Origin of the sequence: Dactylosporangium sp. NPDC049742, from assembly GCF_040674675.1 — a bacterium.
Taxonomy (GTDB): Bacteria; Actinomycetota; Actinomycetes; order Mycobacteriales; family Micromonosporaceae; genus Dactylosporangium; species Dactylosporangium maewongense.
The window spans coordinates 124,558-148,773 of sequence record NZ_JBFANF010000005.1 but is presented as its reverse complement, the minus strand read 5'-3'; the positions used below and the strand labels follow the sequence as shown (position 1 = coordinate 148,773).

General features: G+C 72.8%; 23 protein-coding genes. 9 read left to right on the top strand and 14 right to left on the bottom strand.

Annotated elements, in window-relative coordinates; translation table 11 throughout:
- Positions 1-93 precede the first annotated feature (93 nt).
- Both AB0J72_RS09270 and AB0J72_RS09265 read left to right on the top strand, forming a co-directional pair.
- Positions 94-1,260, top strand: coding sequence for a glycosyltransferase family 4 protein (locus AB0J72_RS09270; protein WP_363396648.1), 1,167 nt, complete (start codon positions 94-96; stop codon positions 1,258-1,260).
- On the top strand, positions 1,257-2,807 hold the full coding sequence (locus tag AB0J72_RS09265) for a glycosyltransferase family 2 protein (protein ID WP_363396645.1): 1,551 nt from the start codon (positions 1,257-1,259) through the stop codon (positions 2,805-2,807). Before AB0J72_RS09270 ends, AB0J72_RS09265 begins: the two co-directional genes overlap by 4 nt.
- A gap of 806 nt (positions 2,808-3,613) precedes the next feature.
- Here the strand turns inward: AB0J72_RS09265 and argS are convergent.
- Positions 3,614-5,296 carry an arginine--tRNA ligase gene (gene argS, locus AB0J72_RS09260; RefSeq protein ID WP_363396642.1) on the bottom strand — a complete coding sequence of 561 codons (1,683 nt, stop codon included), beginning with the start codon at positions 5,294-5,296 and terminating at the stop codon, positions 3,614-3,616.
- Between the two features lie 157 nt (positions 5,297-5,453).
- Here argS and AB0J72_RS09255 point away from each other — a divergent pair, with 157 nt between their 5' ends.
- From AB0J72_RS09255 to AB0J72_RS09240, 4 genes are all read left to right on the top strand, one after another.
- Positions 5,454-6,113: a hypothetical protein gene (locus AB0J72_RS09255; protein ID WP_363396639.1), complete on the top strand. Its 660-nt coding sequence runs from the start codon at positions 5,454-5,456 to the stop codon at positions 6,111-6,113.
- Entirely contained in the window at positions 6,113-7,285 is a 1,173-nt protein-coding gene (locus tag AB0J72_RS09250) for an ATP-binding protein (protein WP_363396636.1), read from the top strand. Before AB0J72_RS09255 ends, AB0J72_RS09250 begins: the two co-directional genes overlap by 1 nt.
- The gene (locus AB0J72_RS09245; RefSeq protein WP_363396633.1) at positions 7,282-7,920 is read left to right on the top strand and encodes a response regulator transcription factor; all 639 of its coding nucleotides are present in this window, start codon (positions 7,282-7,284) and stop codon (positions 7,918-7,920) included. Before AB0J72_RS09250 ends, AB0J72_RS09245 begins: the two co-directional genes overlap by 4 nt.
- 244 nt (positions 7,921-8,164) lie before the next feature.
- Positions 8,165-8,968 (top strand): DUF1996 domain-containing protein, encoded by an 804-nt coding sequence (locus tag AB0J72_RS09240; RefSeq protein ID WP_363396630.1) that lies wholly within the window; start codon positions 8,165-8,167, stop codon positions 8,966-8,968.
- A 564-nt stretch (positions 8,969-9,532) separates the two neighbouring features.
- Here AB0J72_RS09240 and AB0J72_RS09235 read toward each other — a convergent pair.
- Both AB0J72_RS09235 and AB0J72_RS09230 read right to left on the bottom strand, forming a co-directional pair.
- Positions 9,533-10,195, bottom strand: a complete 663-nt coding sequence (locus AB0J72_RS09235; RefSeq protein ID WP_363396627.1) for a response regulator transcription factor — start codon at positions 10,193-10,195, stop codon at positions 9,533-9,535.
- Positions 10,192-11,226 (bottom strand): histidine kinase, encoded by a 1,035-nt coding sequence (locus AB0J72_RS09230; protein WP_363396624.1) that lies wholly within the window; start codon positions 11,224-11,226, stop codon positions 10,192-10,194. The genes AB0J72_RS09235 and AB0J72_RS09230 overlap by 4 nt, the downstream gene beginning before the upstream one ends.
- Positions 11,227-11,354: 128 nt before the next feature.
- Here AB0J72_RS09230 and AB0J72_RS09225 point away from each other — a divergent pair, with 128 nt between their 5' ends.
- Positions 11,355-11,546, top strand: a complete 192-nt coding sequence (locus tag AB0J72_RS09225) for a hypothetical protein (protein ID WP_344506080.1) — start codon at positions 11,355-11,357, stop codon at positions 11,544-11,546.
- 31 nt (positions 11,547-11,577) lie between these two features.
- On the opposite strand, the gene AB0J72_RS09220 is transcribed toward AB0J72_RS09225, so the two are convergent.
- The 5 genes from AB0J72_RS09220 to AB0J72_RS09200 all read right to left on the bottom strand — a co-directional run bounded on the left by AB0J72_RS09220 (position 11,578) and on the right by AB0J72_RS09200 (position 16,585).
- Positions 11,578-12,183: a lysoplasmalogenase gene (locus AB0J72_RS09220; RefSeq protein WP_363396621.1), complete on the bottom strand. Its 606-nt coding sequence runs from the start codon at positions 12,181-12,183 to the stop codon at positions 11,578-11,580.
- Positions 12,180-13,007: a sterol desaturase family protein gene (locus AB0J72_RS09215; protein WP_363396618.1), complete on the bottom strand. Its 828-nt coding sequence runs from the start codon at positions 13,005-13,007 to the stop codon at positions 12,180-12,182. The genes AB0J72_RS09220 and AB0J72_RS09215 overlap by 4 nt, the downstream gene beginning before the upstream one ends.
- On the bottom strand, positions 13,004-13,705 hold the full coding sequence (locus AB0J72_RS09210; protein WP_363396615.1) for a GntR family transcriptional regulator: 702 nt from the start codon (positions 13,703-13,705) through the stop codon (positions 13,004-13,006). The genes AB0J72_RS09215 and AB0J72_RS09210 overlap by 4 nt, the downstream gene beginning before the upstream one ends.
- A gap of 74 nt (positions 13,706-13,779) precedes the next feature.
- Positions 13,780-14,409, bottom strand: a complete 630-nt coding sequence (locus AB0J72_RS09205; protein WP_363396612.1) for a hypothetical protein — start codon at positions 14,407-14,409, stop codon at positions 13,780-13,782.
- A 112-nt stretch (positions 14,410-14,521) separates the two neighbouring features.
- The gene (locus tag AB0J72_RS09200) at positions 14,522-16,585 is read right to left on the bottom strand and encodes a M3 family metallopeptidase (RefSeq protein WP_363396609.1); all 2,064 of its coding nucleotides are present in this window, start codon (positions 16,583-16,585) and stop codon (positions 14,522-14,524) included.
- A gap of 75 nt (positions 16,586-16,660) precedes the next feature.
- On the opposite strand from AB0J72_RS09200, the gene AB0J72_RS09195 reads away from it, so the two are divergent.
- Entirely contained in the window at positions 16,661-17,173 is a 513-nt protein-coding gene (locus AB0J72_RS09195; protein ID WP_363396606.1) for a SigE family RNA polymerase sigma factor, read from the top strand.
- Positions 17,170-18,054: a hypothetical protein gene (locus AB0J72_RS09190; protein ID WP_363396603.1), complete on the top strand. Its 885-nt coding sequence runs from the start codon at positions 17,170-17,172 to the stop codon at positions 18,052-18,054. Before AB0J72_RS09195 ends, AB0J72_RS09190 begins: the two co-directional genes overlap by 4 nt.
- Here AB0J72_RS09190 and AB0J72_RS09185 read toward each other — a convergent pair.
- The 6 genes from AB0J72_RS09185 to AB0J72_RS09160 form a co-directional block, all read right to left on the bottom strand.
- A complete protein-coding gene (locus tag AB0J72_RS09185; RefSeq protein WP_363396600.1) occupies positions 17,986-18,531 on the bottom strand; it encodes a VanZ family protein in 546 nt (181 codons plus the stop codon). The two genes, AB0J72_RS09190 and AB0J72_RS09185, sit on opposite strands and share 69 nt — an antisense overlap.
- Positions 18,531-19,418, bottom strand: a complete 888-nt coding sequence (locus AB0J72_RS09180) for a methyltransferase domain-containing protein (protein WP_363396597.1) — start codon at positions 19,416-19,418, stop codon at positions 18,531-18,533. Before AB0J72_RS09180 ends, AB0J72_RS09185 begins: the two co-directional genes overlap by 1 nt.
- Positions 19,419-19,434: 16 nt before the next feature.
- Positions 19,435-20,196 (bottom strand): phosphatase PAP2 family protein, encoded by a 762-nt coding sequence (locus AB0J72_RS09175; RefSeq protein ID WP_363396594.1) that lies wholly within the window; start codon positions 20,194-20,196, stop codon positions 19,435-19,437.
- Between the two features lie 105 nt (positions 20,197-20,301).
- Entirely contained in the window at positions 20,302-21,867 is a 1,566-nt protein-coding gene (locus tag AB0J72_RS09170; RefSeq protein WP_363396591.1) for an RICIN domain-containing protein, read from the bottom strand.
- Positions 21,864-22,475, bottom strand: a complete 612-nt coding sequence (locus AB0J72_RS09165; RefSeq protein WP_363396588.1) for a hypothetical protein — start codon at positions 22,473-22,475, stop codon at positions 21,864-21,866. The genes AB0J72_RS09170 and AB0J72_RS09165 overlap by 4 nt, the downstream gene beginning before the upstream one ends.
- On the bottom strand, positions 22,472-24,214 hold the full coding sequence (locus tag AB0J72_RS09160; RefSeq protein ID WP_363396584.1) for an Ig domain-containing protein: 1,743 nt from the start codon (positions 24,212-24,214) through the stop codon (positions 22,472-22,474). Before AB0J72_RS09160 ends, AB0J72_RS09165 begins: the two co-directional genes overlap by 4 nt.
- Positions 24,215-24,216 lie beyond the last annotated feature (2 nt).

The window sequence follows — 24,216 nt, the reverse complement described above, 5'->3', positions numbered from 1 at the left end:
CGCTCTCCAGTTGATCGCGCGGCGTGCCCGATTTGCGCCTACATAGCGTGGTTTGACTGATACTCTCCGTGCACGGCTGAACGGGAGGTTGCCATGCGGCGAGAGACCCCGAGGATCCTGCACGTCACCGAGTCGATGAGCGGCGGCACGGCCGCCGCGATCGTCGAGTTCGTCCGCTCCACGCCCCAGTTCGAGCACCACCTGCTCTTCCGCGGCAGGGCCGGCAGAGCCGGTCGAGGCCGCGCCCGCACGGCGGCCCCCGACCTGCCGGTCCGGTTCGAGGACCTGTTCGCCGGCAGCCGCGACGCCGGCGGCGGCCTGAGCGGTGGCCTGGTCTCCCTCGGCCGGGCGCTGCGCGAGACCCTGCCCGCCGTCGCGCCCCGCGTCGTGCACCTGCACGGCGGCCGGGCCGGCCTCGTCGGGCGCACCGTGATCCCGGCGGTCGCCCGGTCCGCGACCGGGCCCGCGATCCTCTACACGCCGCACTGCTTCGGCTTCGAACGCACCGACCTGCCGGCCGTCGCGCTGCGCCTGCTGCGCGGCGCGGAGCGGGCCGTCGCCGCCTCGACCGACCTCGCCGTCTGCGTCAGCCCGCGCGAGGCCGGCCTCGCCACCGAGCTCGGCATCCCCGCCGTCGTCGTGCCCAACACGACCCGCGCCCGCCCCGCCCGCCCGGACCGCACCCGGCACACGGGGTCGGTCGTCACCGTCGGCCGGGTCGGCGCGCAGAAGGACTTCGACTTCCTCCTGCGGGTCAAGGCCCTGCTGCCCGACCCGCCGGGGGTCACCTGGACGTGGGTCGGCGGCGGCGACCCGCGCGGCGAGGCCGCCCTGCGCGCCGCCGGCGTCCGGGTCACCGGCTGGCGGTCACCGGCGGAGGTGCGCAACCATCTCGCCGCCGCCGACGCGTACCTGCACACGGCCGCCTGGGACAGCTGCCCGCTGCCGCTGCTGGAGGCGGCCGCGGCCGGGCTGCCGCTGGTCGCCCGCAGCATCCCCGCCCTGGACTCCATCGGCCTCGACCCGGACCTCGGCACCGCCGAGGCCGTCGCCGCCGAGCTCGGCACCGTCCTCGCCACCGGGCGGCCGTCACGGCCGCGGCTGCAGGAGGCGTTCGCCGCCCGGCACACGCCCCAGGCGCAGGCCGCCGCGCTCGCGGAGGCCTACGCCACCGCCCTGGGCGCGATCCCCGCCCCGGTCCCGCGCGCGTCGCACCCCGCGGCTGGATCGTTGACCGAAGTGGAGGTGACCAGGCGATGAGTGTCACGGTCAGCGTCATCATGCCCGTCTGCAGGACCGCTCGCGCCCTGCCTTCACTGCTCGCGACCCGGGTGCCCGACGGCGTCACCGTCGACCTGGTCGTCGTCGACGACACCGACGAGCTGGGGCCGGTGCCCGCCGGCGCACCGTTCCCGGTGCGGGTGCTGCGGCACGACGCCCCGCGCGGGCTGGCCGCGGCCCGCAACACGGGCCTGGCCGCGGCGACCGGCGAGTACGTCTGGTTCGTCGGCGGCGACGACTGGGTCGACCCGGAGCTGCTCGCCTCGCTCACCTCGGCCGTCCTCGGCGACGAGGACCGCGCCGACATCGTCGTGGCCGGCACGGTGCCCGTCACCGAGGACGGCGTCACCGGCCCGCCGCTGCCGCCCCGCGACACCGCCACGGTGTGGACCGGCCCGCAGGCCGTCGAGGAGTTCCTCTTCCGCCGCATCCGCTCCGGCGTGACGAACAAGCTCGTCCGCCGGGACCTGCTCGACGGGCTCGCCTTCCCGCACGGGCCGCGCCACGAGGACGTCGCCGTCATGGCCTGGCTGCTGCTGCGGGCGCGGACGGTCGCGTTCGTCGCCGGCCCCGCGTACTTCCACCTGAGCCGCCCCGTGTCCCGCTTCAACCCGCGCACCGCCGAGCGCGCCGCCGCCGTCGACGAGGCCCTGTTCGTCCTCGACGGCGCCGGCTCGCCCGCCGCCCGGCAGCACTTCCGCCTCAGGGCCGGCGCCCTCGCGGTCGCGGGCGCCGCGGCCCGCTCGTCGGCGGGGGAGCTGTCCGCCGACGCCTGGGACGCGGTCGGCGCCGCCCGCCGCGGCCTGCGCCCCCGCGACGCCTGGTCCGCGCTCCGGCACCGGCAGGTCGTCCTCGCCGCGGCGGTGCTGCTCATCAGGGCCGCCCCCGCGCTGTACGTCCGGCTCTACCGCGCCGCCCGCGCCGCCGACCGCCACCGCCACGCCCGCCTCGGCCGCCCGTGGCGCGGCGAGGCGGCCGCCCTCCAGTCCACCGCCGCCGGCGTCACGCTCGCCGCGGCCGGCACCACGCCCGCCGCCAGCGTCACGCCTGCCGTCCCGTCGCAGCCCGGCCCCGCCGACCAAGCCTCGCCGTGCGCCGCCGTCTCGAAGCCGGCGCCCGACGACATCGCCGACCAGAACGCCACCTCTGCCGAGGCGGTTGGTGACGCCGACGTCCGGTTCGTGGGTGATGCCGAGGTCCGGGCGGTCGGTCATGTCGACGTCCGGGTGGCGGGAGGCGCGGACGTTCCGGCGGTCGGTGATGCCGGTGACCGGGCGGCGGGCGATGTCGACGTCCACCGGGCAGCCGTCCCGGCGCAGGGGGCTGATGCCGCCGCAGCCCGGACCGTCCCTGCCGACGGGCCGGCACCCGCGGCCGGCGCGACACCCGACTCGGCCGACGGGTCTGACCTGGCCTCCGGCGCGGCGTCCGACGTGACGGCCATCGGCGCCGTGTCTGCCGAATCGTGCGACGCCGACCCGGGCCTTCCGCGCGAAAGCGACCTCGCCGACGCCGACCGCGACTGATCCCGTGCGGCTGACATCGCGCGCTGCTGACACCGAGCACGACTGACACCGGTGCGGTCAGTGTCCGCACAACGGGGTGCGGCGTCCAGGGGCAGAAGCCACAAACCCGGGCATTGACCAATGTTTGTGTGGTGCTGGGTGTGGTGTCTGGGTGGTCGGGTCTGGTGTCGTCGGCGTCGGGGCGACGGGTGTGGCGTCCAGGGGGCGGAAGTCGTAAGTCCGGGCATTGACCAATGTTTGTGTGGTGCTGGGTGTGGTGTCCGGGTGGTCGGGTCTGGCGTCGCTGGCGTCGAGACGCTGATCAATGCTTCACGTGCTGTTCCGACATCGATGGTTCGCTGCTGACGCCGAGCACGGCTGGCGCCGAGTGCGATCAATGTCCGCATGGCAGGGGTGCGGTGTCCAGGGGTGGAAGCCGCAAATCCGGGCATTGGCCAATGTCTGTGCGGCGCCGAGTGTGGGTTCGGGCGGTCCGGTCTGCTGCCGTCAGCGTTGAGGCGCCGATCGATGCCTCGTCTGTGCGGCTGTCGGGTGCGGGGTCCGGGTGGTCCGGTCCGGCGCCGCCGGTGTTGAGACGGTGATCGATTCCTTCTGCGCCCCTCCGGCATCGATGTTGCGCGATCCACCTGCATTTTGAAGATCAAACTGGGGGTGGATCGCGCAACGTCTATGGGGCAAAGGCCGCAAACGCGGGCATTGATCAGCGTGTATGCAGCGGGTTGTGGCGCCCGGGAGAGCTGCACACCGGGGGTCCGACGCCGTAAGGGCCGCCGTACCGTCGCGGAAAGGGCGGCAAGAGCGAGGGCTCAGAGCTGTGGAGGAGCCGCGATCCCGAGCAGGCCGAGGCCGGTCGCCAGCGTCGAGGCGGTCAGCGCGCACAGCGCGATCCGGTTGCCCCGCACGGGTTCGGGCGCCTTGAGCACGGGGCACCGTTCGTAGAAGGCGGTCACCGCCTGCGCGAGCTCGAACAGGTACGTGCAGAGCCGGTGCGGCTCGCAGCCGGCCGCGACGCCCGCGACGACGTCGCCGAACCCGTCCAGCCGCAGGATCAGCGCCCGCTCCACGTCCTCCAGCGGCGCGTCGGCCCGCACCGGCGGCACGGCGGAGCCGGCCTTCGCCAGCACCGACCGCAGCCGTGCGTGCGCGTACTGCAGGTACACGCTCGTGTTGCCGGTCAGCGCCATCATCCGGTCCGGGTCGTACAGGTAGTCGCGGGTCCGGCTGGTGGACAGGTCGGCGTACTTCACCGCGCCGATCCCGACCTCCCGGCCCCGTTCGGCGAGCTCCGGGGCGGGCAGCGACGGGTTCTTCGCCGCGACGACCGCCGTGGCCCGCTCGACCGCCTCGCCGAGCAGCCCGACGAGCGGGGCCGTGTCGCCGGACCGGGTCTTGAACGGCCGACCGTCCGCGCCCAGCACCATCCCGAACGCGGCGTGCACCGCCTCGACCTCCGGCGGCAGCCAGCCGGCCCGCCGTGCCGTGTCGAACACCATCCGGAAGTGCGGCGCCTGCCGCGCGTCGACGACGTAGACGATCCGGTCGGCCCGCAGGGTCGTGACCCGGTGCCGGACGGCGGCCAGGTCGGTGGCGGGGTACCCGAACCCGCCGTCGCTCTTGCGCACGATGAGCGGCGCGTCGGCGCCGTCGGCGAACACGCACAGCGCCCCGTCGCTGACCCGGGCCACGCCCGCGGCGGCCAGGTCCCCGGCGACGCCGGCCAGCATCGGGTTGTAGCTGCTCTCCCCGGCGATGTCGGCGGCGGTGAGCAGGACGCCGAGCCGCTCGTACACGTCGGAGAAGTAGCGCGTCGACTCCTCGACCATCGCGTGCCAGGCGGCGAGGCTGTCCGGATCGCCGCCCTGCAGCGCCACGACCCGCGCCCGCGACCGCGCCGCGAACGCGGGGTCGGCCTGGAACAGCGCGTACGCCGTCTTGTACCGCTGCGTGAGCGCCGACGTGTCCGCCGGGTGCTCCGCCAGGTACTGGATGAGCATCCCGTACTGGGTGCCCCAGTCGCCGATGTGGTTCTGCCGCACGACGGTGCCGCCGAGGTGGGTCAGGACCCGGGCGAGGGCGTCGCCGATGATCGTCGACCGGAGGTGCCCGACGTGCATCTCCTTGGCCACGTTCGGATGCGAATAGTCCAGCACCGTCCGGACGCCGGTCTCCGGCAGCCCGACCCCGAGCCGCGGGTCGGCGAGCCGCTCCGCGACCCGGCCGAGCAGCGCCTCCCCGGTCAGCGTGACGTTGAGGAAGCCGGGCCCGGCGACCCGCACGTCCGCGACGATGCCGCCGGGCAGCGAGGCGGCGACCTCGGCGGCGAGCTGCCGCGGGGGCCGCCGCAGCGGCCGGGCGAGCGCCAGGACGCCGTCGGCCTGCAGGTCGGCGTGCTCCGACAGGCGGACCTGAGGGTCGAAGCCGGCCGGGACGGACGGGAGGGCGGCGGTGATCCGGGCGGCGAGCAGCGCGGCGAACGACGGCACGACCATCGTGAGACTCCAGGCGAGGAAGGCAAAGGCGGGGACGGACGGCGGTGTGGTTACCGTCGTCGTCGCGTGGCCGCGCTCGTCGTCGTCATGGTGCGTCCACCATAACCGCGGATTCCAGTAGGGTCGCCGCATATTCTCGCGACGGGTCAGGCTCGGCATGCTGGCGGTCGCCATCGGCCTGGTCACGGTCGGTGTGCCACCGCTGCTGCTGCCGCGCGACCGCGACCCGTCGCCCTCAGCCGGTCCCGCAGCGGTTTCTTCGCCGGTACCGGCGGCCGGCGCCTCGCCGTCCGCGGTCGGCAACTCCGGTGGGTCTGCGGCGCAGTCGCAGCCCGCGTCCCCGGTTGCTCCAGCGGCGTCCCCGTGCGGCACCGCCGGCAGCGCCAGGCCCGCCTGCACCGTCTACGGCGCCGCCGTCGGCACCGGATGGAGCGTCCACAGCGTCGGGGTGAAGGTCGTCACCAACGGCGTCCTGCCCGGCACCGACCAGGTGGCGCTGCGGGTCGAGCCGAAGGAGAAGACCGCCGCCGTGGCCCTCGTCGCCGCCACCCCGGTGGCCGCGAGCCGGCTCACGTTCCGCGTCTACGGCGGCCGCGTCCACGGCACGGTCCTGCGCGTCACGGTGTCCGCGACACCCGACCCGGCCGGCACGCCGCCGCTCGTGCTCACCGCCCCCGTCGACGTGTGGACCCCGTTCGACGTCGACCTGCGCGAGCTCGCGCCCGGCCGCCCGGTCCGCCGCATCGACCTGGTCGTCGCGACCGACATGCTGCCCAACGCCTACCGCTTCTTCGTCGACGACCTCCAGCTGCACTGATGCCGCCACATCCTGTTCAACCAGCGGCGCCCGCGGCGATCGCGCGGGCGGTGCTGCTCGGGCGGGCGGCGATCGCGGCGACCGCGGCGGCGGCCGGGCTGCTGCTCGTCGACGACTGGTGGCGGATCGTGGCGGTGGTCGCGACGGTCGCGGCCGGCACCGTCGCGGAGGTGAGCGCCCTGACGCGGTGGCCCGCGGTGACCCGGCACCCGTGGCCGGCGCTCGCCGTGGACCTGGCGGTCGCCGTGGCGGTGCTGTTGCTCAGCCGGGGCGGGATGGCGTTCTTCTGCTACGTCGCCGGGTCTGCCGCGCTCGGCGGGGCGCTGCTCGGGATGCGGGCGCTGCTGCTGTGGGTGGTGCAGGCGGCCCTCGGGTTCGCCGCCGCCGGAGCGGTCCTGCGCGCCAACGACCCGCCGCCGGACGTGGCCGCGTTCGTCGTCGCGTTCCCGATGATCAGCGTGCTCGCCGGGATCGGGGCGGCCGCCGCGGCCGGCGCCCTGCAGCGCCACCTGGACCTCGCCGTCGACGTGGTCGCCGCCGCGCAGCGCTCCGCGGCCGCCTCCGAACGGGCCAGGCTGGCCCGGGAGCTGCACGACTCGGTCGCCAAGACGCTGCGCGGGGTGTCGTTCGCCGCGCTCGCCCTGCCGCAGTCGCTGCGCCGCCACCCGGACCTGGCCGAACGGCTCGCCGGCACCGTCTCCCGCGGCGCGGAGGCCGCCGCCCGGGAGGCCCGCGAGCTCCTCGAGGGGCTGCGGATCGACCACCTCGACCTCAGCTTCGCCGACACGGTCAGGGCGACCGCCCGCGACTGGTCCGACCGGTCCGGGATCCCGGTCCGCGTCGCCGCGGAGCCGGCGGAGCCCGGCGTCGAGGTGCGGTACGAGCTGGTGCGCATCCTGGCCGAGGCGCTGCAGAACGTCGCCCGGCACGCCGGCGCGTGGCGGGTCGACGTCGCGGTCCGCCGGGCCGGCGACCGCCTCGAGCTCAGGGTCAGGGACGACGGCCGTGGCTTCGTCCCGCGGGACCTCGCCGTGTTGCAGGCCGACGGCCACCTCGGCATCGTCGGCATGGCGGAGCGGGCCAGGGCGGTCGGCGGCTCGCTGCGGGTGTCCTCCGCACCCGGCCGGGGCACCGAGATCATCGCTGCCGTCCCGCTGGAGGCCCTGCCGTGACGATCCGCGTGCTCGTCGTGGACGACAACCCGGTCGTGCGGGAGGCGCTGCGGGGCGTGCTCGACCTCAGCGACGACGTCCGGGTCGTGGGGGAGGCCGGCAACGGCCGCGACGCGCTCGCCCTCGCGCTGCGGCACCGGCCCGACGTGACGCTCCTGGACCACCGCATGCCGATCGCCGACGGGCTGTCCATCGTGGACGAGCTGGCCCGGCACACCGCGGTGCTCGCCCTCACCAGCGACGCCACGCCCGGGGTGATCGCCTCGATGCTGCGCGGCGGCGCCCGCGGCTACCTGGTGCACGGCCACTTCGACCCGCCCGACCTGCTCCGCGCCGTCCGCGCCGTCGCCGCCGGGCAGGGCTGGCTGTCGCCGGTCGCCGCGTCCGTCGCCACCTCCGCGCTGCGCGAGCAGGGCAGCCGGCGGGCGGCCCGGGACCGGTTCGGCCTCACCGACCGCGAGCGCGACGTCCTCGACCTGCTCTGCGACGGGCTGTCCAACGCGGCGATCGCCGACCGGCTGCGACTGACCGAGAAGACGGTGAAGAACCACCTGTACAACATCTTCGCCAAGCTCCAGGTCGGCAGCCGCACCGAGGCGGTGGTCCGCTGGAGCACTGGGACTTTCGACTCATGACCGCCCGGGCGGGCCGGTCATAGGTTCGGCGGCGGGTGGCACCGTCGAACCGAAAGGCACCACAACCGTGCGCAGACAACTCGGGCTTCTCCTGGCGGCAGGCCTGCTGCTCGCCGCCTGCGACCCCAACCAGGGCCCGATCGTGACCGGCCAGCCGGCGCCTTCGTCGCCTTCGTCCCCAGTACCGGCGAATCCGACAAATCCGGTAAGTCCGTCTGCGTCTGGGGCCGGGTCCGCGGCGCCGGTGCCGACGGCCACCGCCTCGCCGGTCAAGACGTTCACCGACAAGCCACCGCAGGCGCAGTACCGCGAGTTCCACGCCAACTGCACCGAGACCCACCGCCTCAGCGACGACCCGATCGTCTTCCCCGGGCTCGCCGGCGCCGCGCACAACCACACGTTCGTCGGCAACCCCGCCGCGAACGCGACCTCCACCCCGCAGACCCTGCTGAAGGGCAGGACGTCCTGCGAGGACACGCTCGACGCGTCGTCCTACTGGTTCCCGACGCTGACCCGCAACGGCGCCGTCGTGCAGCCCGAGAAGGTCACCATCTACTACAAGTCCGGCGTCAAGGACTACCGGACCGTGCAGCCGTTCCCCGCCGGGTTCCGGCTCATCGTCGGCGACATGCGGCTGCAGGACGCCGGGCAGTTCACCGGCACCTGGAACTGCGGGAGCTACCTCGGCAAGGCCATCCCGCCGTCGTGCCCGCCGGGGTCGTCGCTGATCGTCCGGATGCAGGCGCCGAGCTGCTGGGACGGGCGCAGCCTCGACAGCGCCGACCACAAGTCGCACGTCGTCTGGCCGGTCAACGGCGTGTGCCCCGCGGGCAACCCGGTGCCGCTGCCCATGTTCGAGATGAAGGTGCCCTACAAGCTGCCCGGCGGCGACACCTCGGGCCTGCAGTACTCCTCCGGCAACGGCTCCTCGTTCCACTACGACTTCATGAACGGCTGGGACGCCGCCCGCCAGGCCGCGCTCGTCGCCCACTGCATCAACGGCGGCCGCCAGTGCAACGGCTACGGCATCGACCAGCACAAACCCTGACCACCCGCCAGCCCGCCGCGGGCCACACCACGCCACGGCCGACAAGCCAGCCGCCACCGTGCCGGCGAGCCGACCGTTACCGCGCCGGCGAGCCGACCGTCGCCGTGATCGAAGGACGGTTCTGGCTGCGCGGACGACCGCGGCACGACTTCGATCACGGCGACCACGCGATGCCGGCCGGTGCTCGCTGGCGACCATGGGATGCCCGCTGGTGCTGCTGGTGCTCGTCTCGGTGCGCTGGTGGTCGGGGAGCCTTCTGTGGTCGCGACAGGGTTGGCGAGCCGGCCGTCGCGGTGATCGAAGGACGGTTCTGGCTGCGCGGACGACCACGGCACGACTTCGATCACGGTGACGACGCGATGTCCGCCGCGGTGCTCGCCTTGGCGCGCCGCTTACTGGGTTCGGGCTTAGTTGTCCCGCTCGGAAACACACCCGACAAATGCGATATGTAGGATAAGTCCGGCACTTGTGCCGGACTTATCCGGGGGAGCGTTCGGTGGGAACTGTCGCCGCTGCCGCGCCGGAAGGGAGACAGGGGAGAAGTGGTGTGTGGCGGCGCAGGGCTCAGGACGCGGCGAGCCCCGTGGCGTAGGCGAGGATCACCAGCTGCACCCGGTCCCGGACGCCGGCCTTCGCGATCGCCCGGGTCACGTGGGTCTTCGCGGTCAGCGGGCTGATGAACAGCTCCCGCGCGATCTCCTCGTTGGACAGCCCGGCGGCGACCAGCCGGACCACCTCGACCTCCCGCGGGGTCAGCCCGGCGAGCCGGTCGTCGGGCACCCCCGACGGCCCGGCCGGGCGGTGCGCGAACTGCCCGATCACCCGGGCCGTGACGCTCGGCGACAGCAGCGCCTCGCCGGCCGCCACGACCCGGACCGCGCGGCGCAGCTCGTCGGGCTCGACCTCCTTGGTGAGGAAGCCGCTCGCGCCGGCCCGCAGCGCCGCGAACACGTTCTCGTCCGTCTCGAACGTCGTCAGGATCACGACCCTCGTCCCGGCGAGCTCCCGGTCCGCGACGATCCGCCCGGTCGCGGCGATCCCGTCGAGGCCGGGCATCCGGATGTCCATCAGCACCACGTCGGGCCGCAGCCGCCGGGCCTCCCGGACCGCCTCGTCGCCGGTGGACGCCTCGCCGACGACCGTGATGTCCCTCGTGCGCCGCAGCAGGCTGCTGAACCCGGCGCGCACGAGGGCCTGGTCGTCGGCGAGCAGCACGTTGACCGTCATGCGGGGATTGTCGCGTGTACGGCGAAGCCCCCGTCGCCCCGCGTGGTGAGCGACCCGCCGAGTGCCTCGACGCGCTCGCGCATCCCGGTCAGCCCGTGCCCTTCGGCCCGCCGGGAGCCCGCGCCGTCGTCGGTGACCGTCACCTCCGTCACCGGCCCGTAGCGGACGTCGACGGTGACGGTCCGCGCGCCGGCGTGCCGGACCGTGTTCGTCAGCGCCTCCCGCACCACCAGGCCGACCGCCGTGCGGACCGGCAGCGGCGCGTCCCCGCCGGCGACGGTGAGCCGCGCGTCGAGCCCCGCCTCGCGTACCTGCGACACCAGCGCCGCGAGGTCCAGCGGCTCGGCGGGCGGCCGGCGGTCGTCGCGGAGCACCCCGACCAGCGAGGACAGGTCGCCCATCGCCTTGCGGCGCACGTCCTGGGCCAGCCGCAGCGCCTCCCGGGCCTCGTCCGGCGCGCTGTCCAGGGCGTCCGCGGCGACGTTCAGGTGCACCCCGACGACGGTCAGCGTGTGCGCCACCGTGTCGTGCACCTCCCGCGCGACCCGCAGCCGCTCCTCGGCCCGCTGCTGCTCGATCGCCGTCCGTGTCCAGCGCTGCCAGTTGCCGGCCGCGACGGTCACGGCGAGCGCCGCCGTCAGCCACAGCGCGTCCGGCCCGACGTGCTGCAGCGTCCGCGCCGCGCCGTGCTGGAGCACCGTCCACTCCAGGTTGAACGCCGTGACCGCGTGGACGGCGCCGATCACGACGACGACCCGCAGGCGCGGCTTGGGGGCCAGCGTCGCCGACACGTACAGCAGCGTCACCGGCCACAGCCAGCCGCCCGTCGTCAGCTCCGCCACGCGCATCGCCACGACGCTGCAGATGCCCGTCACCAGCCCGGTGATCGGCCACCGCAGCTGCGCCCAGAGCAGCGCGGCCAGGGTCGTCGCGAGCGGCAGCGACCCCTCCGCGAGGTGCTCGCCGGACCCGCTGAGCACGGCGATGAACGTGACCGCGGCGAACGCGGCGACCATCTTCCTCTTCGTCATGGTGCCGAACGCTATGAGCCCGGCGTCGCCAGGTCGTCGTCCGCGCGGAGGCACCGTCCCGTACACCAAATGGAGTATCAGGCAGCAGGCTGACGTATGCCCGCCGTATCTGGTTAGCGTTTCGGCCCATGGAGCACCGCTGTGGCAAGCATGCCGTCCTGGCCAACCCGGCATCGCGCATCCCGATCTGGATGGAGTGCGCCGTCCACCGCTACACCCCGTACCAGATCGACCGCCGCTTCGCCGTCATCGTGAGCCTGGACTTCTCCTACGAGGAGACCGCCAACCTCTCCTGGATCATCGAACACGGCATGCTGTGAGGAGGGCGCACGCCGCCCCCCGGGGGCGCCGCTACGCCCGCGCGACTCGTTCGCCGGTCCCGTCGCGTGACAGGACGCCCGAGACGATGAGGTACAGCGCGGCGATGTAGGTCGCCATGACGACCAGGTTGCGACCCGGGAAGCCCAGGCCGGCGGCGCCCAGGCCGATGAGCAGGTCGGAGAGCAGGAACAGGAAGCCGCCGGCGGCGACGACGGGGGAGACGGCCCACGCCGCGGCCGCCATCGCGCTCAACGCCAGGCTGTACACCAGGATCGGCACCCGCAGATCGCCCAGCGACGGCCAGAGCACGGCGTTCAGCACGGCCCACAGGATCCCGTAGCCGAGCGCGACGAGCCGGCGGGGACGGCCGTGCCGCAGGAAGGCGACCAGGAAGCAGATCTGCGTGCCGAGGAAGCACGCCATGCCCAGCAGGAAGGGCACGGTGCCCGGCACGAGGAGCGCCACGTCGCCCGCGGTCGCGAAGACCAGGCCCCACCCGACGAGGCAGAAGCGCCCCAGGTGCCAGAGCAGCAGCGGCGCGAGGAGCGGCTTGGCGACCCACTGCAGCGGCTCCCACGACAGCGCGACGCCCGTGAGCTCCACCGCCGCGGCGGCGAGGAAGAGCCAGAGCTTCATGCGGCCGGCTGCCAGCCGGGACGGCCGAACACGAACCGCAGCCGCTGCCGCCACGTGGCCGCCGTCCGCACGTCGCGCCAGATGTCGCGGTACTCGTGGGTGGCGACCCGCAGCGGGTTGTAGGTGCCGATGTTCTTCGTCAGGCCGTAGACGACGCGGGCCTGTTCGGGCTCGAACGTGCCGAAGAGCCGGTCCCAGACGATGAGGATGCCGCCGTAGTTGCGGTCCAGGTACTCGGGGTTGGCGCCGTGGTGGACCCGGTGGTGCGAGGGGGTGTTCCAGAACCATTCGATGACCGCCGGCAGGCGGCCGACCCGCTCGCTGTGCAGGAAGAACTGGTAGGCGAGGCTGATCGACTGCTGCAGGAACACCATCCACGGCGGGATGCCCAGCAGCGGCAGGAACAGCCAGAACGGGGTGCCGGTCATCGGCGTCCAGCTCTGCCGCAGCGCCGTGGACAGGTTGAAGAAGACGCTCGAGTGGTGCACGACGTGGCCGGCCCAGAAGACGCGGACCTCGTGGTGCAGCCGGTGGAACCAGTAGTACGCGAAGTCGTCGGCGAAGAAGAGCAGCACCCACGTCCACGGGCTGGTCGGGTCGAGCTTGAGCGGGGTGAGGACGTAGAGGCCGGCGAACGCGAGCGCGACCAGGATCTTCCACGGCACGCCGATGATCTGGCTGCCGAGGCCCATGGACAGGCTGGTGGTGGTGTCGCGGACCTCGTAGCCGCGCTCCTCGTCGTCGGGCAGGAAGCGGTACGAGACCGCCTCCATGACGATCAGCAGCAGGAACGCGGGCACGGCGTAGAGCACGGCGGGGATCATGCTCGGGTCTCCTTGCGATCCGAGAGCGGGGCGGTGAGCAGGGCCTGGGCCGCGGCGAAGGCCGAGTCGGCGGCGCCGGCGGTGATGTGCGCGCCGAGCCGGCGGTGCCCGGCGACGTCGAGCAGCTCGGCGGTGCGCAGCGTGGGCGGGACGTGCCCGACGGCGAGCGCGCCGCTGACGAGGCTGTTGAACGCGAGGAGGTACGCGACGTTGCCGCTGCCGGCCACGATCGCCCGCCACAGCGCGATGTTCGCCTCGCCCATGCGGTCCAGGTCGGGCGCGGCGGCGGCGAGCGCGTCGACACAGGCCGTCACGTGTTCCTTGGCGGCGGGTGTACCGCGCAGCGCGCACAACCTGGCGGCGTCGGCGCCCAGGCAGGCGCGCATCTCCATCATGTCGCGCACGAGGGTGCCGACCGGCAGGATGTCGCCGCTGGACATGGCGAGGTCGAGCCCGGCGTGCGCCCGCCAGTCGAGGACCCGGGTCGCGCCGCCCTGGCTGACCTTCACCAGGCCGAGCTGCTGCAGCCGCCGCAGGGCCTCCCGGACGGCGTGCCGGTTCACCTCGAACGTCGCCGCCAGGTCCCGCTCGCTGGGGAGCGGGGACTCGGGTGCGTAGGCGCCGCTGACGATCGCGTCGCGCAGCTGCGCGAACACGTGGTCGGACACGGAGCTGCGGGGAGCCGGCGTCAACGTCACGCGGTGACTGTCTCACACATCAACTGGTTGGACCAGTGTCGAGAAGTGCGGAACCCGCCGGACGAGGGGCGGGCTCAGTCGGTCAGCTGGTCGACGATCTTCTGCGCGGTGGTGGCGTGCTTGGCGTACGCGCTGGCGAAGGCGCTGCGCTGCACGGCCTGGGCGGCGCCGGTGACGCTCATCGACTGCCAGCCGGAGACCTTCATCAGCCTCGTGTAGAACTTCGCCGACGCGATCGCCGGGTCCATCAGCTGCTCGACCGTGCCCCAGATGCTGACCCGCTGCTGGAAGATGCCGATCGAGTCGTAGTTGGTGCCGGTGCCCTCGTGCGGGAGCTTCAGCGACGCGGGGACCTTCGGGTTGGCCATGTTCTTCAGGTACGTCTCCTGCAGCGCGGTCGCGATCGCCACGACGTACGCGCGCTCGGGCAGCCCCATCTGCCGGCCGACCTCGATGACGATGAACGCGTTGTTGGTCGCCGCCTGGGTCAGCCCGGCGACCGGCTTCGGCACCAGGGACGCGCCCGGGGCGGAGGCCAGCTCGACCCCGCGGGCCGCGTTGGCCCGGGCGTTCGTCTCGTAGAACTTGGCGGCATCGAAGGAGGTGTCGTCGGTGACCGCCGCCGGCTCCTCCGGGAAGATCGCCCAGGAGACACCGACGCTGACCAGTGAGGCGACGAGAGCGACCGCGGCAAGCAGCACCATCCTGCTGAAATGCAGGCGGCGTGCGGCAGCGGGCCTACGCCGGGGGGTGGCGCCACGCACCGCGCAAGCTTAGGGAACGCGGCGCCCCATCCGGTAGTCGTCTTAACAAAACCTAAGGAACAGTGATCAGTCCGCGACGCTTGAGTAGCGGCTCGATCAACGGATCGCGACCGCGGAACGCCCGGTAGACCTCCATCGAGTCCGCGCTGCCACCCTTGGCGAGCAGCCCGTCACGGAACGCGTCCCCGAGCTCGCGGCGCAGGCCGCCCTGCTCGGTGAGCCAGTCGACGGTGTCCGCGTCGAGGACCTCGCTCCAGATGTAGGAGTAGTAGCCGGCGCTGTACGCGGCGCCGCTGAAGATGTGCGCGAAGTAGGCGGTCCGGTAGCGCGGCGGCACGAACGGCACCGCGACGCCGGCCCGCTCCAGCGCCGCCGCCTCGAAGGCGAGCACGTCGGTGACCGCCTCGGCCTCCTCGACGGTCAGCGTGTGCCAGGCCAGGTCGAGCAGCGTGGCGGCCAGGTACTCGGTGGTCGCGAAGCCCTTGTTGAACTGCTCCGCGGCCTGCAGCCGCTCCACCACCGACTGCGGCAGCGGCTCGCCGGTCCGGTGGTGCGTGGCGTAGTTGGCCAGGACCTCCGGCCACAGCATCCACACCTCGTTGACCTGCGACGGGTACTCGACGAAGTCGCGCGGCACCCGCGTGCCGGCGAACTTCGGGAAGTGCACCTGCGAGAAGAGGGTGTGCAGCGCGTGGCCGAACTCGTGGAACAGGGTGCGGACCTCGTCGAGCGTCAGCAGCGTCGGCTCGCCCTCCGGCGCCCGGTTGATGTTGAGGTTGTTGACGACGACCGGCGCGGTGCCGAACAGCCGCGACTGCGGCACGAGCGCGTTGGCCCACGCCCCGCCGCGCTTCGACGGCCGGGTGAAGAAGTCGCCGATGAACAGCCCGAGCGGCCCGCCGTCGCGGTCGAAGACCTCGAAGACGCGGGCGTCGCCGTGGTACGCGGGAAGGTCCGGCCGCTCCTCGAACCGGATGCCGTACAGCCGGCCGGCGGCGTGGAAGACGCCGTCGCGCAGCACCCGCTCCAGCTCGAAGTACGGCCGCAGCTCCGCCTCGTCGATCGCGTAGCGGTCCCGGCGGATCTGCTCGGTGTAGTACGCCCAGTCCCACGGCTGCAGGGTGAACGCGTCGCCGATCGCCTCCTGCAGGTCCTCGGCCTCGATCCGGGCGTTGGCGACCGCGGCCGGGGCGAGCTTCGCCAGCATCTCCTGGACCGCGCCGACGCTGCGGGCGGTGTTGTCGGCGATGTTGTAGGCCGCGTGGTGCTCGAAGCCGAGCAGCCGCGCCCGCTCCGCCCGCAGCCGCACGATCCGCAGCACCAGCGCGGTCGTGTCGTGGTCCCCACCCGCGGCACCGCCACCGATGCCGCGCCCGACGGAGGCGGTGTGCAGCCGCTCCCGGACCTCGCGGCTGTGCAGCGACGCGAGCGCCGGCTGGGCCGTCGGCAGGATCAGGTTCAGCGCATACCCGCCGGTCAGGCCCCGGTCGCGGGCGGCGACCTCGGCGGCGGCGATCGCGTCGGCGGACAGCCCGGCCAGGTCGGCGGCGTCCTCGACGACGACGGCGGCGGCCTTCATGCCGTCGCGGACCTTGTTGCCGAACTCGGTCGCGAGCGCCGCCAGCTCCGCGTTGAGCTCCCGGAGCCGCACGTGCTCCTGCTCGGACAGCCGCGCCCCGGCCCGGACGAACTCGGTGTGGTACCGCTCCAGCAGCCAGGCCGGCTCGGCGTCGAGGGCGAGGGCGTCGCGCCGGGCGTACAGCTGCTCGATGCGCTCGAAGAGCCGCCGGTCCAGCATGATCGCGTCGCCGTGCGCGGACAGCAGCGGCACCACCCGCGACTCGATCTCCTGCACCTCGGGGCTGGTGTCCGAGCTGGTGACGTTGAAGAACGCGGCGGACACGCGCTGCAGGACGCGTCCGGAGCGCTCCAGCGCGACGAGGGTGTTGTCGAACGTCGGCGGCTCCGGCAGGCTGGCGATGGCTTCGACCTCCGCCCGCTGCTCGGCCATGCCCCGCTCGAACGCGGGCAGGTAGTGCCCGGTCTCGATGCGGTCGAAGGGCGGCAGCTGGTATGGCAGGTCACTCGCGGCGAAGAACGGGTTGTCCGTGGTCACGTACCGACTGTATCGGGACGGATGTTTTCCGGCGGTCCGTGCAACCGATCGGACCGCCGGACCCGTGAGTTACGCATGACGGATCGGGACACGGCGTTCGCCGAGTACTTCGCCGCGCGGTCGGACGCGATGCGCGGCACGGCGTTCCTGCTGTGCGGCGACTGGCACCGGGCCGAGGACCTGACGCAGGTGGCGTTCACCAAGCTGTACCTGGTGTGGGACCGGGTCAGCCGGCACGAGGCCCTCGACGGGTACCTGCGGCAGACGCTCTTCCGGGTGTTCCTGGACGATCGCCGGCTCGGCTGGTGGCACCGGGTGCGGGTCACCGACCGGCCGCTGGACGCCGTCAGCCACGACCGGGCGCCCGACGACCGGATCGCGCTGCTCGCCGCCCTCGCCGCCGTGCCGGCCAGGCAGCGGGCGGTCCTGATCCTGCGGTACTGGGAGGACCTGTCCGTCGAGGAGACGGCGGCCCTGCTCAGTTGCACCACCGGCACCGTGAAGAGCCAGGCCGCGCGGGGGCTGCAGACCCTTCGCACGCACTTGCAGACCAGCAGCCACTCGCAAGCGACGAGGACGCAGACATGAACGAGGACGACTTCCGGGTGTCGCTGCGCGACGCCCTCGACAGCTCTACCCCGCCGCCGCCGATGTCACCGGCGGTGGCCGTCACCACCGGCCGCCGGGCGGTCCGCCGCCGCAACCTCGTCGCCGGCGGCGCCGGCCTCGGGGTGACCGCAATCGTCGCCGCCGTGGCGGTCGCGGTCGCCGGCGGGCCCGGTGCGGGCGCGCCGCTGCAGGTGGGGGCGCCGGGGCAGACGCCGCCGGCCGCCAACGCGACCGTCACCGCGCCCGGGGCGGGCACCGAGACCAAGGAGGTCTGGCCGACCGGCCCCGACGGGCAGCCGCAGCAGGACCGCACCGCCCGCGCCGGCCACAGGTTCGACCAGGGCGAGCAGCTCATGCGGGACCTCCTCGCGATCGTGCCCGCGGCGTACACGGCGCTGGACAACCCGGGCACCGACCAGCTGGTCTCGTCACGCATGTCGCAGGCCCAGTACGAGGGCAAGGTCGGCGGCAAGGACGCCTGGTCCTACCTGGCCAGCACCCAGCTCGGCAAGGACGGCGGCGTCGGTCAGCTGCTGGTCACCGTGTACGAGCCGGGCCTGGTCGCCGCGGCCGGGGACGCCTGCGCGGTCGCGGGCGGGTTCTGGACCGCCCCGGCGAGCTGCAAGCTGGTGACGACGACGGCCGGGGTGACCGTCGGCGTCGCGACCGGCGCCCCCGGCCGCGACTTTGACCAGTGGGCGGCCTACCGGTACCCGGACGGCACGGTGGTCTTCCTGGCCCAGGCGAAGTCGGACGACCGGCCCGGCGGCGGCGACAAGGGCCTCGCCGCGCTACCGCTGCCCGAGGACCGGCTCGCCGCCCTCGTGGCCGACGAGCGGTTCCACATCAAGGCCTCGTGACACAGGGCCGGGCCGCAGCAGCCGCCCGGCCCCGTACGCGAGACCCGCGCCGAGGGTGTTGACCAGCACGTCGTCGGTGGCGGAGACCCGGCCCAGGTCCAGGACGTACTGGAGCACCTCGACGGTCGCCGAGCCGGCCGCCGCCAGCAGCAGCACCGGGCCCAGGGTGAACCGCGGCCAGCGCAGCGGGGCGAACGCGCCGAACGCCGCGAAGACGAGCAGGTTGCCGACGATCTGCACGGCGGCCTCGGCGAACCCGGACGCCAGGATCCCGCCGAGGCCGCTGACCGGGTCCAGGTGCACCCGCCGCGCGTGCGACGACGGCGTGAGGATCATCCAGATCCACGGCAGCGTCCCCGACACCGACGCGACCAGGCCGAACGTCCGCCGCCGGTCGGGGGAGCGGCGCCGGGCGACGAGCCACCACAGCCCGCCGAGGACCAGGAAGACCGCGAGGACCGCGAGCCAGCGGAGCATCAGTGCGCGTGGGCGGGGACGCTGGCCGTCAGGCTGTCGGCGAGGACGGTGATCTCGTCGCCGGGGCAGTAGTCGAACCTGATCCGCACCTCGTCGCCGGGGAGCACCTCGACCGGCTCACGCATCGGCACGACCAGGTAGTTCATGGTCCAGTCGACGGAGCCGGGCGGCTCGTACAGCAGCGACAACAGGTTCTTGGTGATGACGCGCACCGCGTTGACCACGGCCGGCCGCTCCGCGACGAAGGTCAGGTCGCCGACGCAGTCGTGCGGCAGCGGGTCGGTGTAGAAGAACTGCTGGAACACCTGCGGCGGGGCGGCCTCGACGGTGCGCGGCTGGACGCTCTCCGGCAGCTGGAACACCGGCGCCGGCACCGTGTAGCCGAAGTACGTGAAGTCCTGCTCGACCGGCTGCACCGCCTGCACGCACGCCTCAGGCACGAAGCGCGGCAGCGGCCCGCCGATGTGCCGCAGGTAGCGGCGCTTGAAGCTGTTGATGACCTCGATCTGCCGCTCGCGGAGCAGGCCCACGTGCAGCATCTCGCACAGCACCACGTCGACCGGCTCCTCGGGCAGGTAGTCGCGGGCGTCGGCGTGCACGACGGTGACGGCGTCGCCGACCGCCGCCCGCAGCGCCGCCCGGGCGGTCGCGAAGACCCGCGGCTCGCGCTCGATCGCGGTCACCGTGGCGCCCTGCCGGGCGGCGAAGAAGGACAGGACGCCGGTCCCGCAGCCGAGGTCGAGGACCCTGGACCCGGGCTGGACGGTGTGGGCGATCGCGCCGGCGAACGCCTCCATCCGGCGGTCGTCGGACAGCAGCAGCGCCTGGTACTGCAGCGGGATCACGTCCGCCGGGAACCCGAGGTGCTCCAGCTCCAGGTGTTCCATGTGCAAAGCGTAGGCCCTAACGCAGGGCCAGACCGTCCCATCCGGCATAGCCGCGCACCTGGCGCCGCTCCCGGGCCCGCAGGACCAGCCAGCAGGTGGTGGTGAGCGCGGCGCCGGCGATCGCGTCGACGATGTAGTGGTTCGCGGTCAGCACGACGGCGGCCACCATCAGCACCGGCATCGCCGCGCCGAACGCCCGCAGCAGCGGTCTGGCGGCGGACTTGGACGCCGCGGCCAGGATCGCCAGGCCGATGAGCAGGTCCCAGCCGACGTGCAGGCTCGGCATCGCGGCGTACTGGTTGGTGAACATCGTCGGCTGGAGCACCCGGTACGCGCCGTCCGACTGCGTCACGGTGTCGACCAGGCCGAGCTCGGCCAGGCGCGGCGGGGCGAGCGGGAAGAGCATGAAGACGACCAGGCCGATCCCGCCGGACAGCAGCATCGCGTTGCGGGTGCGGTAGTAGATCGCCGGGTTGGTCCGCGCGAGCCAGATCAGGGTCGCGACGATGACCGGCCAGTGCCCGTAGATGTAGATCCAGTTGAAGAACGTCGCCACGGCGGGGGTGCCGGCGAACGTCGACTGCAGCCACGACTCGTGGAACAGCCCCACCGACTTCTCGAAGTCGACGACCTTCGCCGCGTTGGCGAGGGCCTGGTCCGTGGCGGCCTCCGTGGCGCCGCGGACCCCGAAGTACGCGGCGACCGCCGCCGTCACGATGCCGACCTGCCGGCCGAGACCGACCGGCCGCAGCGCCGGTTTCTCCCAGGTGATGGTCATGGCGTCCAGCCTCGTCACCGCGAGGCCGGAAGCCATCCAGGCGATGCACGGACCCGACCCTGATCTATGGCGCGGGCCGGTGTCAGGCCACCCCCTACGGGATCGCTACTTCTCCCCGACGTTCTTCAGGGGTGTCGGCTTCGCGATGTTCGCCGGCGCGTTCCACTTCTGCAGCTTGCCGCCGTCGCACGGCGCGGTGGTGAGCTTGCTGACCACGGTGCTGCCCTTGAAGATGTCCGCGGGGGGCAGCTTCGCGTCGTCGAGGTCCGTCGGGCTCAGGCACTGGCCGTAGGCGTCGACGATGATGTAGCTCGTCCCGTAGGTGCCTTCCTTGTACGACACCTTCCACTCGACGGCCTTCTTGTCGTCCTCGGCGGCGAGGAGCGCCGGGCAGGCCTTCATGGTGACGAAGTGCGGGGCGCCCGGCTTGAACGTCGTCAGGCAGTAGGTCTTGTTGTTCTTGTTGTCGTACGTGGTGATGCGGCCGCTGACCGTGCCCTTCTCGTCGGGTGCGAGCGGCACCACGAAGCGCTGGTTCCAGCCGACGCTGGTGATCACCGGGGCCTGCTTGCACGGCCACACGATGAGGAACCCGATGGTGACGTCGAAGTTGGTGACGTCGACGCACCGGCCGAACTGCTGGAAGTTGACCAGCTGGTTGGGTGCGTCGGCGGCGCCGGCGCCCACGGTCGCGTCCGGCGCGAACGTGCGGGTGTTGTCCGACGCGCCGCCGCACGTGGTGAGCTCCATGAAGGCGCCCTTCGTGGCGCCCGCCTTCGCGTGCATGCAGAGCGAGCCGAGGCTGGTGCCGTTGTTCGCGGTGTTCTGGAAGTTGGAGCTGTCGTTGAGGCTCCAGCGCTGGTAGTACGGGATGACCGGGCTGACCCCGCAGGTCTGGAACATCAGCAGCCCGCCGGCGACCGGGTCGGCGCCGGAGTCGATGCACATGCCGAGCGGGTTCTTGGCGGTCATCGACGAGACCAGCCGCAGCGTCAGGTCCTTCGTGTACGCGAACGTCTGCCGCGAGCTGCCGGTGTTGCACGGCTGGGTGGTGACGATCGTGCCGGTGGCGGGTGAGCCGGAGCCGGCGTCCAGGCAGTACGCCCCGCCGTAGAGGCGGAGCAGGCCGCCCTCGATGTTCTCGTTGGTGAACCGGAAGACGTACGTGGCCGACAGCTTCCGGGTCCGTCGGTCGCCGGCCTTGATGTCGTCGGTGGCCGCGCCCGGCTTGTCGGTGCCCAGCGACGTGATGACGGCGTAGGCCGGCGCCTTCTGGACCGTCAGGACCCCTGACTGCGCTGGCACACACGGGATCGTCTTGTTCACCGGGTCCTGATACTCGACGGAGACCTGGTAGCGGCTGGGCAGCATGTCGGTCACGCCGGCGGCCACGGTGCCGATCACGCCGCGCAGGGGGGTGAGCTCCGGGATGCAGACCAGGTTGGCGATGTCGCCGAGCGATCCGCGGATCCGGCCCATCACGATGTCGATGCCGGCCTGGGCGGCGTGCAGCGCCTGGGCCCGGTCGACCACCGCCGCGGTGTCGCGCAGCTGGGTGATCACCACCGGCACCATCAGCGTCGACAGCGACGTCCCGACGAGGGTCAGCATCATGGCGAGGGGCAGCGAACCCCGGTCGTCGCGCAGACGGAACCGCTTGAACATGCTCATCTGCTCGCCTCCGGGCAGATCTGGGCGGGCTTGGTGTTGCTGGTGGAGTTCAGCGCGGTGAACGTGATCTCGGTCGTCGCCTCGGCCTGCCCGCGACCGGGGTTGCTGGCCACCACCAGGACGATCCTCAGCCGCTGGTAACCGGTGTCCGTCTCCGGGGGCAGCAGCTTGAACGAGCTCTTCGCGACGTCGATCTCGTTGGCGAGCACGACCCACCTGCCGGGCAGCTTCGCCCCCTGAGGCCACACCTGGCGGCGCAGCACCTTGTTGGCCCGGTTCAGCTCCAGCTGGGCGCACTCCGGCTCGAGCCCGGCCGTCACCTCCGTGTTGAGGTACTCGACGAGCATGTTGCCGGCCGTGTCGGTGTGCTCCCGGCTGATCCCCGCCGCGTAGCGCACGTTGCGGTCCAGCCGCAGGAACGCGGTGTTGAGCTGCGACTGGGTCATCGCGACCAGCATGTTGTTGTTGCCGGCCTGGAACAGCTGCACCACACCGGTGGTGAAGATGGCCATCACCGCCGACATGATGCCGGTCGTCACGGCCATCTCGGCGAGGGTGACGCCGTCGTCCCGGCGCAGCCGCGCCGTGAACCTGAGGAGCCCGTTCATGCGGTCACCGTCCAGACGAACATGAAGACCGACTGGGCCTTGCTGGCGTCGGTCACGGTCAGGGTGACCGGATACGTGCCGGGCGTGGTCGGCGTACCGGAGATCTTGGTGCCGTTCAGCGTGACGCCGGTGGGCAGGCCGCTCTGGGTCCAGGTCAGCGCTCCGGTCCCGCCGGTGGCGGCCAGGGTGGGGAAGGTGGTGAACGCCGTGCCCTTGGCGCTGGTCAGGTTCGCCGTCCAGACCTTCGGGTCGTAGGACGGCGCGGTCACCCGCAGCCCCGAGGTCGCGGCGACGGTGACCGGCACCAGGGTGGAGTTGGTCACGCCCTTGCTGTCGGTGACGATCAGCTTGACCAGGTAGCGGGTCGTGCCGGACACCTTGCCGGTGACCTTCCCCGCGCTGTCGATGGACAGCCCGGACGGCATGTCCTCCGCGCTCCAGGTGTACGGTGCGGTGCCGCCGTACCCGATGACGTTCCCGGTGTACTGCGCGTCCTTGTCCAACGCGATCGGCGTCGTCGAGTTCGGGAACTGCACCGCCACCTTCCAGTTCAGCTGGAACGTCGCCGTGGCGGTCTTGCCGTTCTTGTCGACCACCGTCACCTTGATCGCCGTGTTCGTCGCCGCGGCGGTCGCCGGCTTCGTGCCGGTGATGAGGCCGGTGGTGGGATTGATCGACAGGCCGGCCGGCAGACCGGTCGCCGTCCACGTGAGCGGGGCGAGCCCGCCGGTCAGCGGCACCTGGTAGGACACGGGCAGGTTCGGGTCCCAGGCCTGGGTGGTCGGCGCGAGCGCCGGCAGCGCGGCCACCGTCCAGGTGAACGACGCGTCGTTGCTCGACATGGCGTCCGTGACCACGATCCGCACGACGTACGTGCCGGCGGTCGACGGGGTGCCGCTGATGACACCGGCCGGCGTCCACGTCAGGCCGGGCGGGAGACCCTCCACGGCCCAGGTCATCGGCGGGTAGACGGTCGTCGCGCTCAGTGTGAGCGGCGCCGCCAGCGGCACCGTGATCTCGTCCGCCCTGTTGCCGGGGTTGTCCGGCAGCGGTTTCGTGACGGTCATGCTCGGGTTGAAGATCGGGTCCGTCGTCGCCGCGCTGACCAGGGTCTGTGTCGTGTAGGAGCAGACCCCGCCGGTGCTCGCGCAGCCCCGGTCGTTCTTCCACGTGACGGCGACGATCACCCGGTAGAACGGTGCGGTGAGGACGCCGGGCAGCGACAACAGGTTGCAGAGACCGAGCTCGTCGAGCTTGCCCTGCAGGTTGGTCAGGTCGTTGCCGAGCGGCATGTTGCAGGAGCCGACGAACCAGTAGCGCTTGAACTGGTCGTCGGCGACCGTCACCGGCTCCGGGTCGATCGGCAGCGCCGGGACCGCCACGCTCTTGGCGAGCGGGCCGAGGCTGTCGTCGAAGGCCGGGGTCATCGTGGCGAGCAGGTCGCGCAGGGCCGGCAGGTCGAGGCCCGGGATGACGCCCGCCTTGAGGTCGTTGAGCTGCTTCGTCGCGTCCAGCCCGCCGCGGCCGGAGACGATGGTCGAGCCCGGCAGCGACTTGACCAGGTCGACGCCGTCGTGGGCGATCCGGACCGCGCTCTGCAGCCCGCGCTGCGTGTTGAGCGTCGTGGTCGTCGACACGAAGAACGTGGTCAGCGCGGTCATGACCACGCCGATGATCGCGATCGACGTCAGCGTCTCGACCAGGCTGAACCCGGCGTCGGAAGGGGAGGCCCGCCGCATGG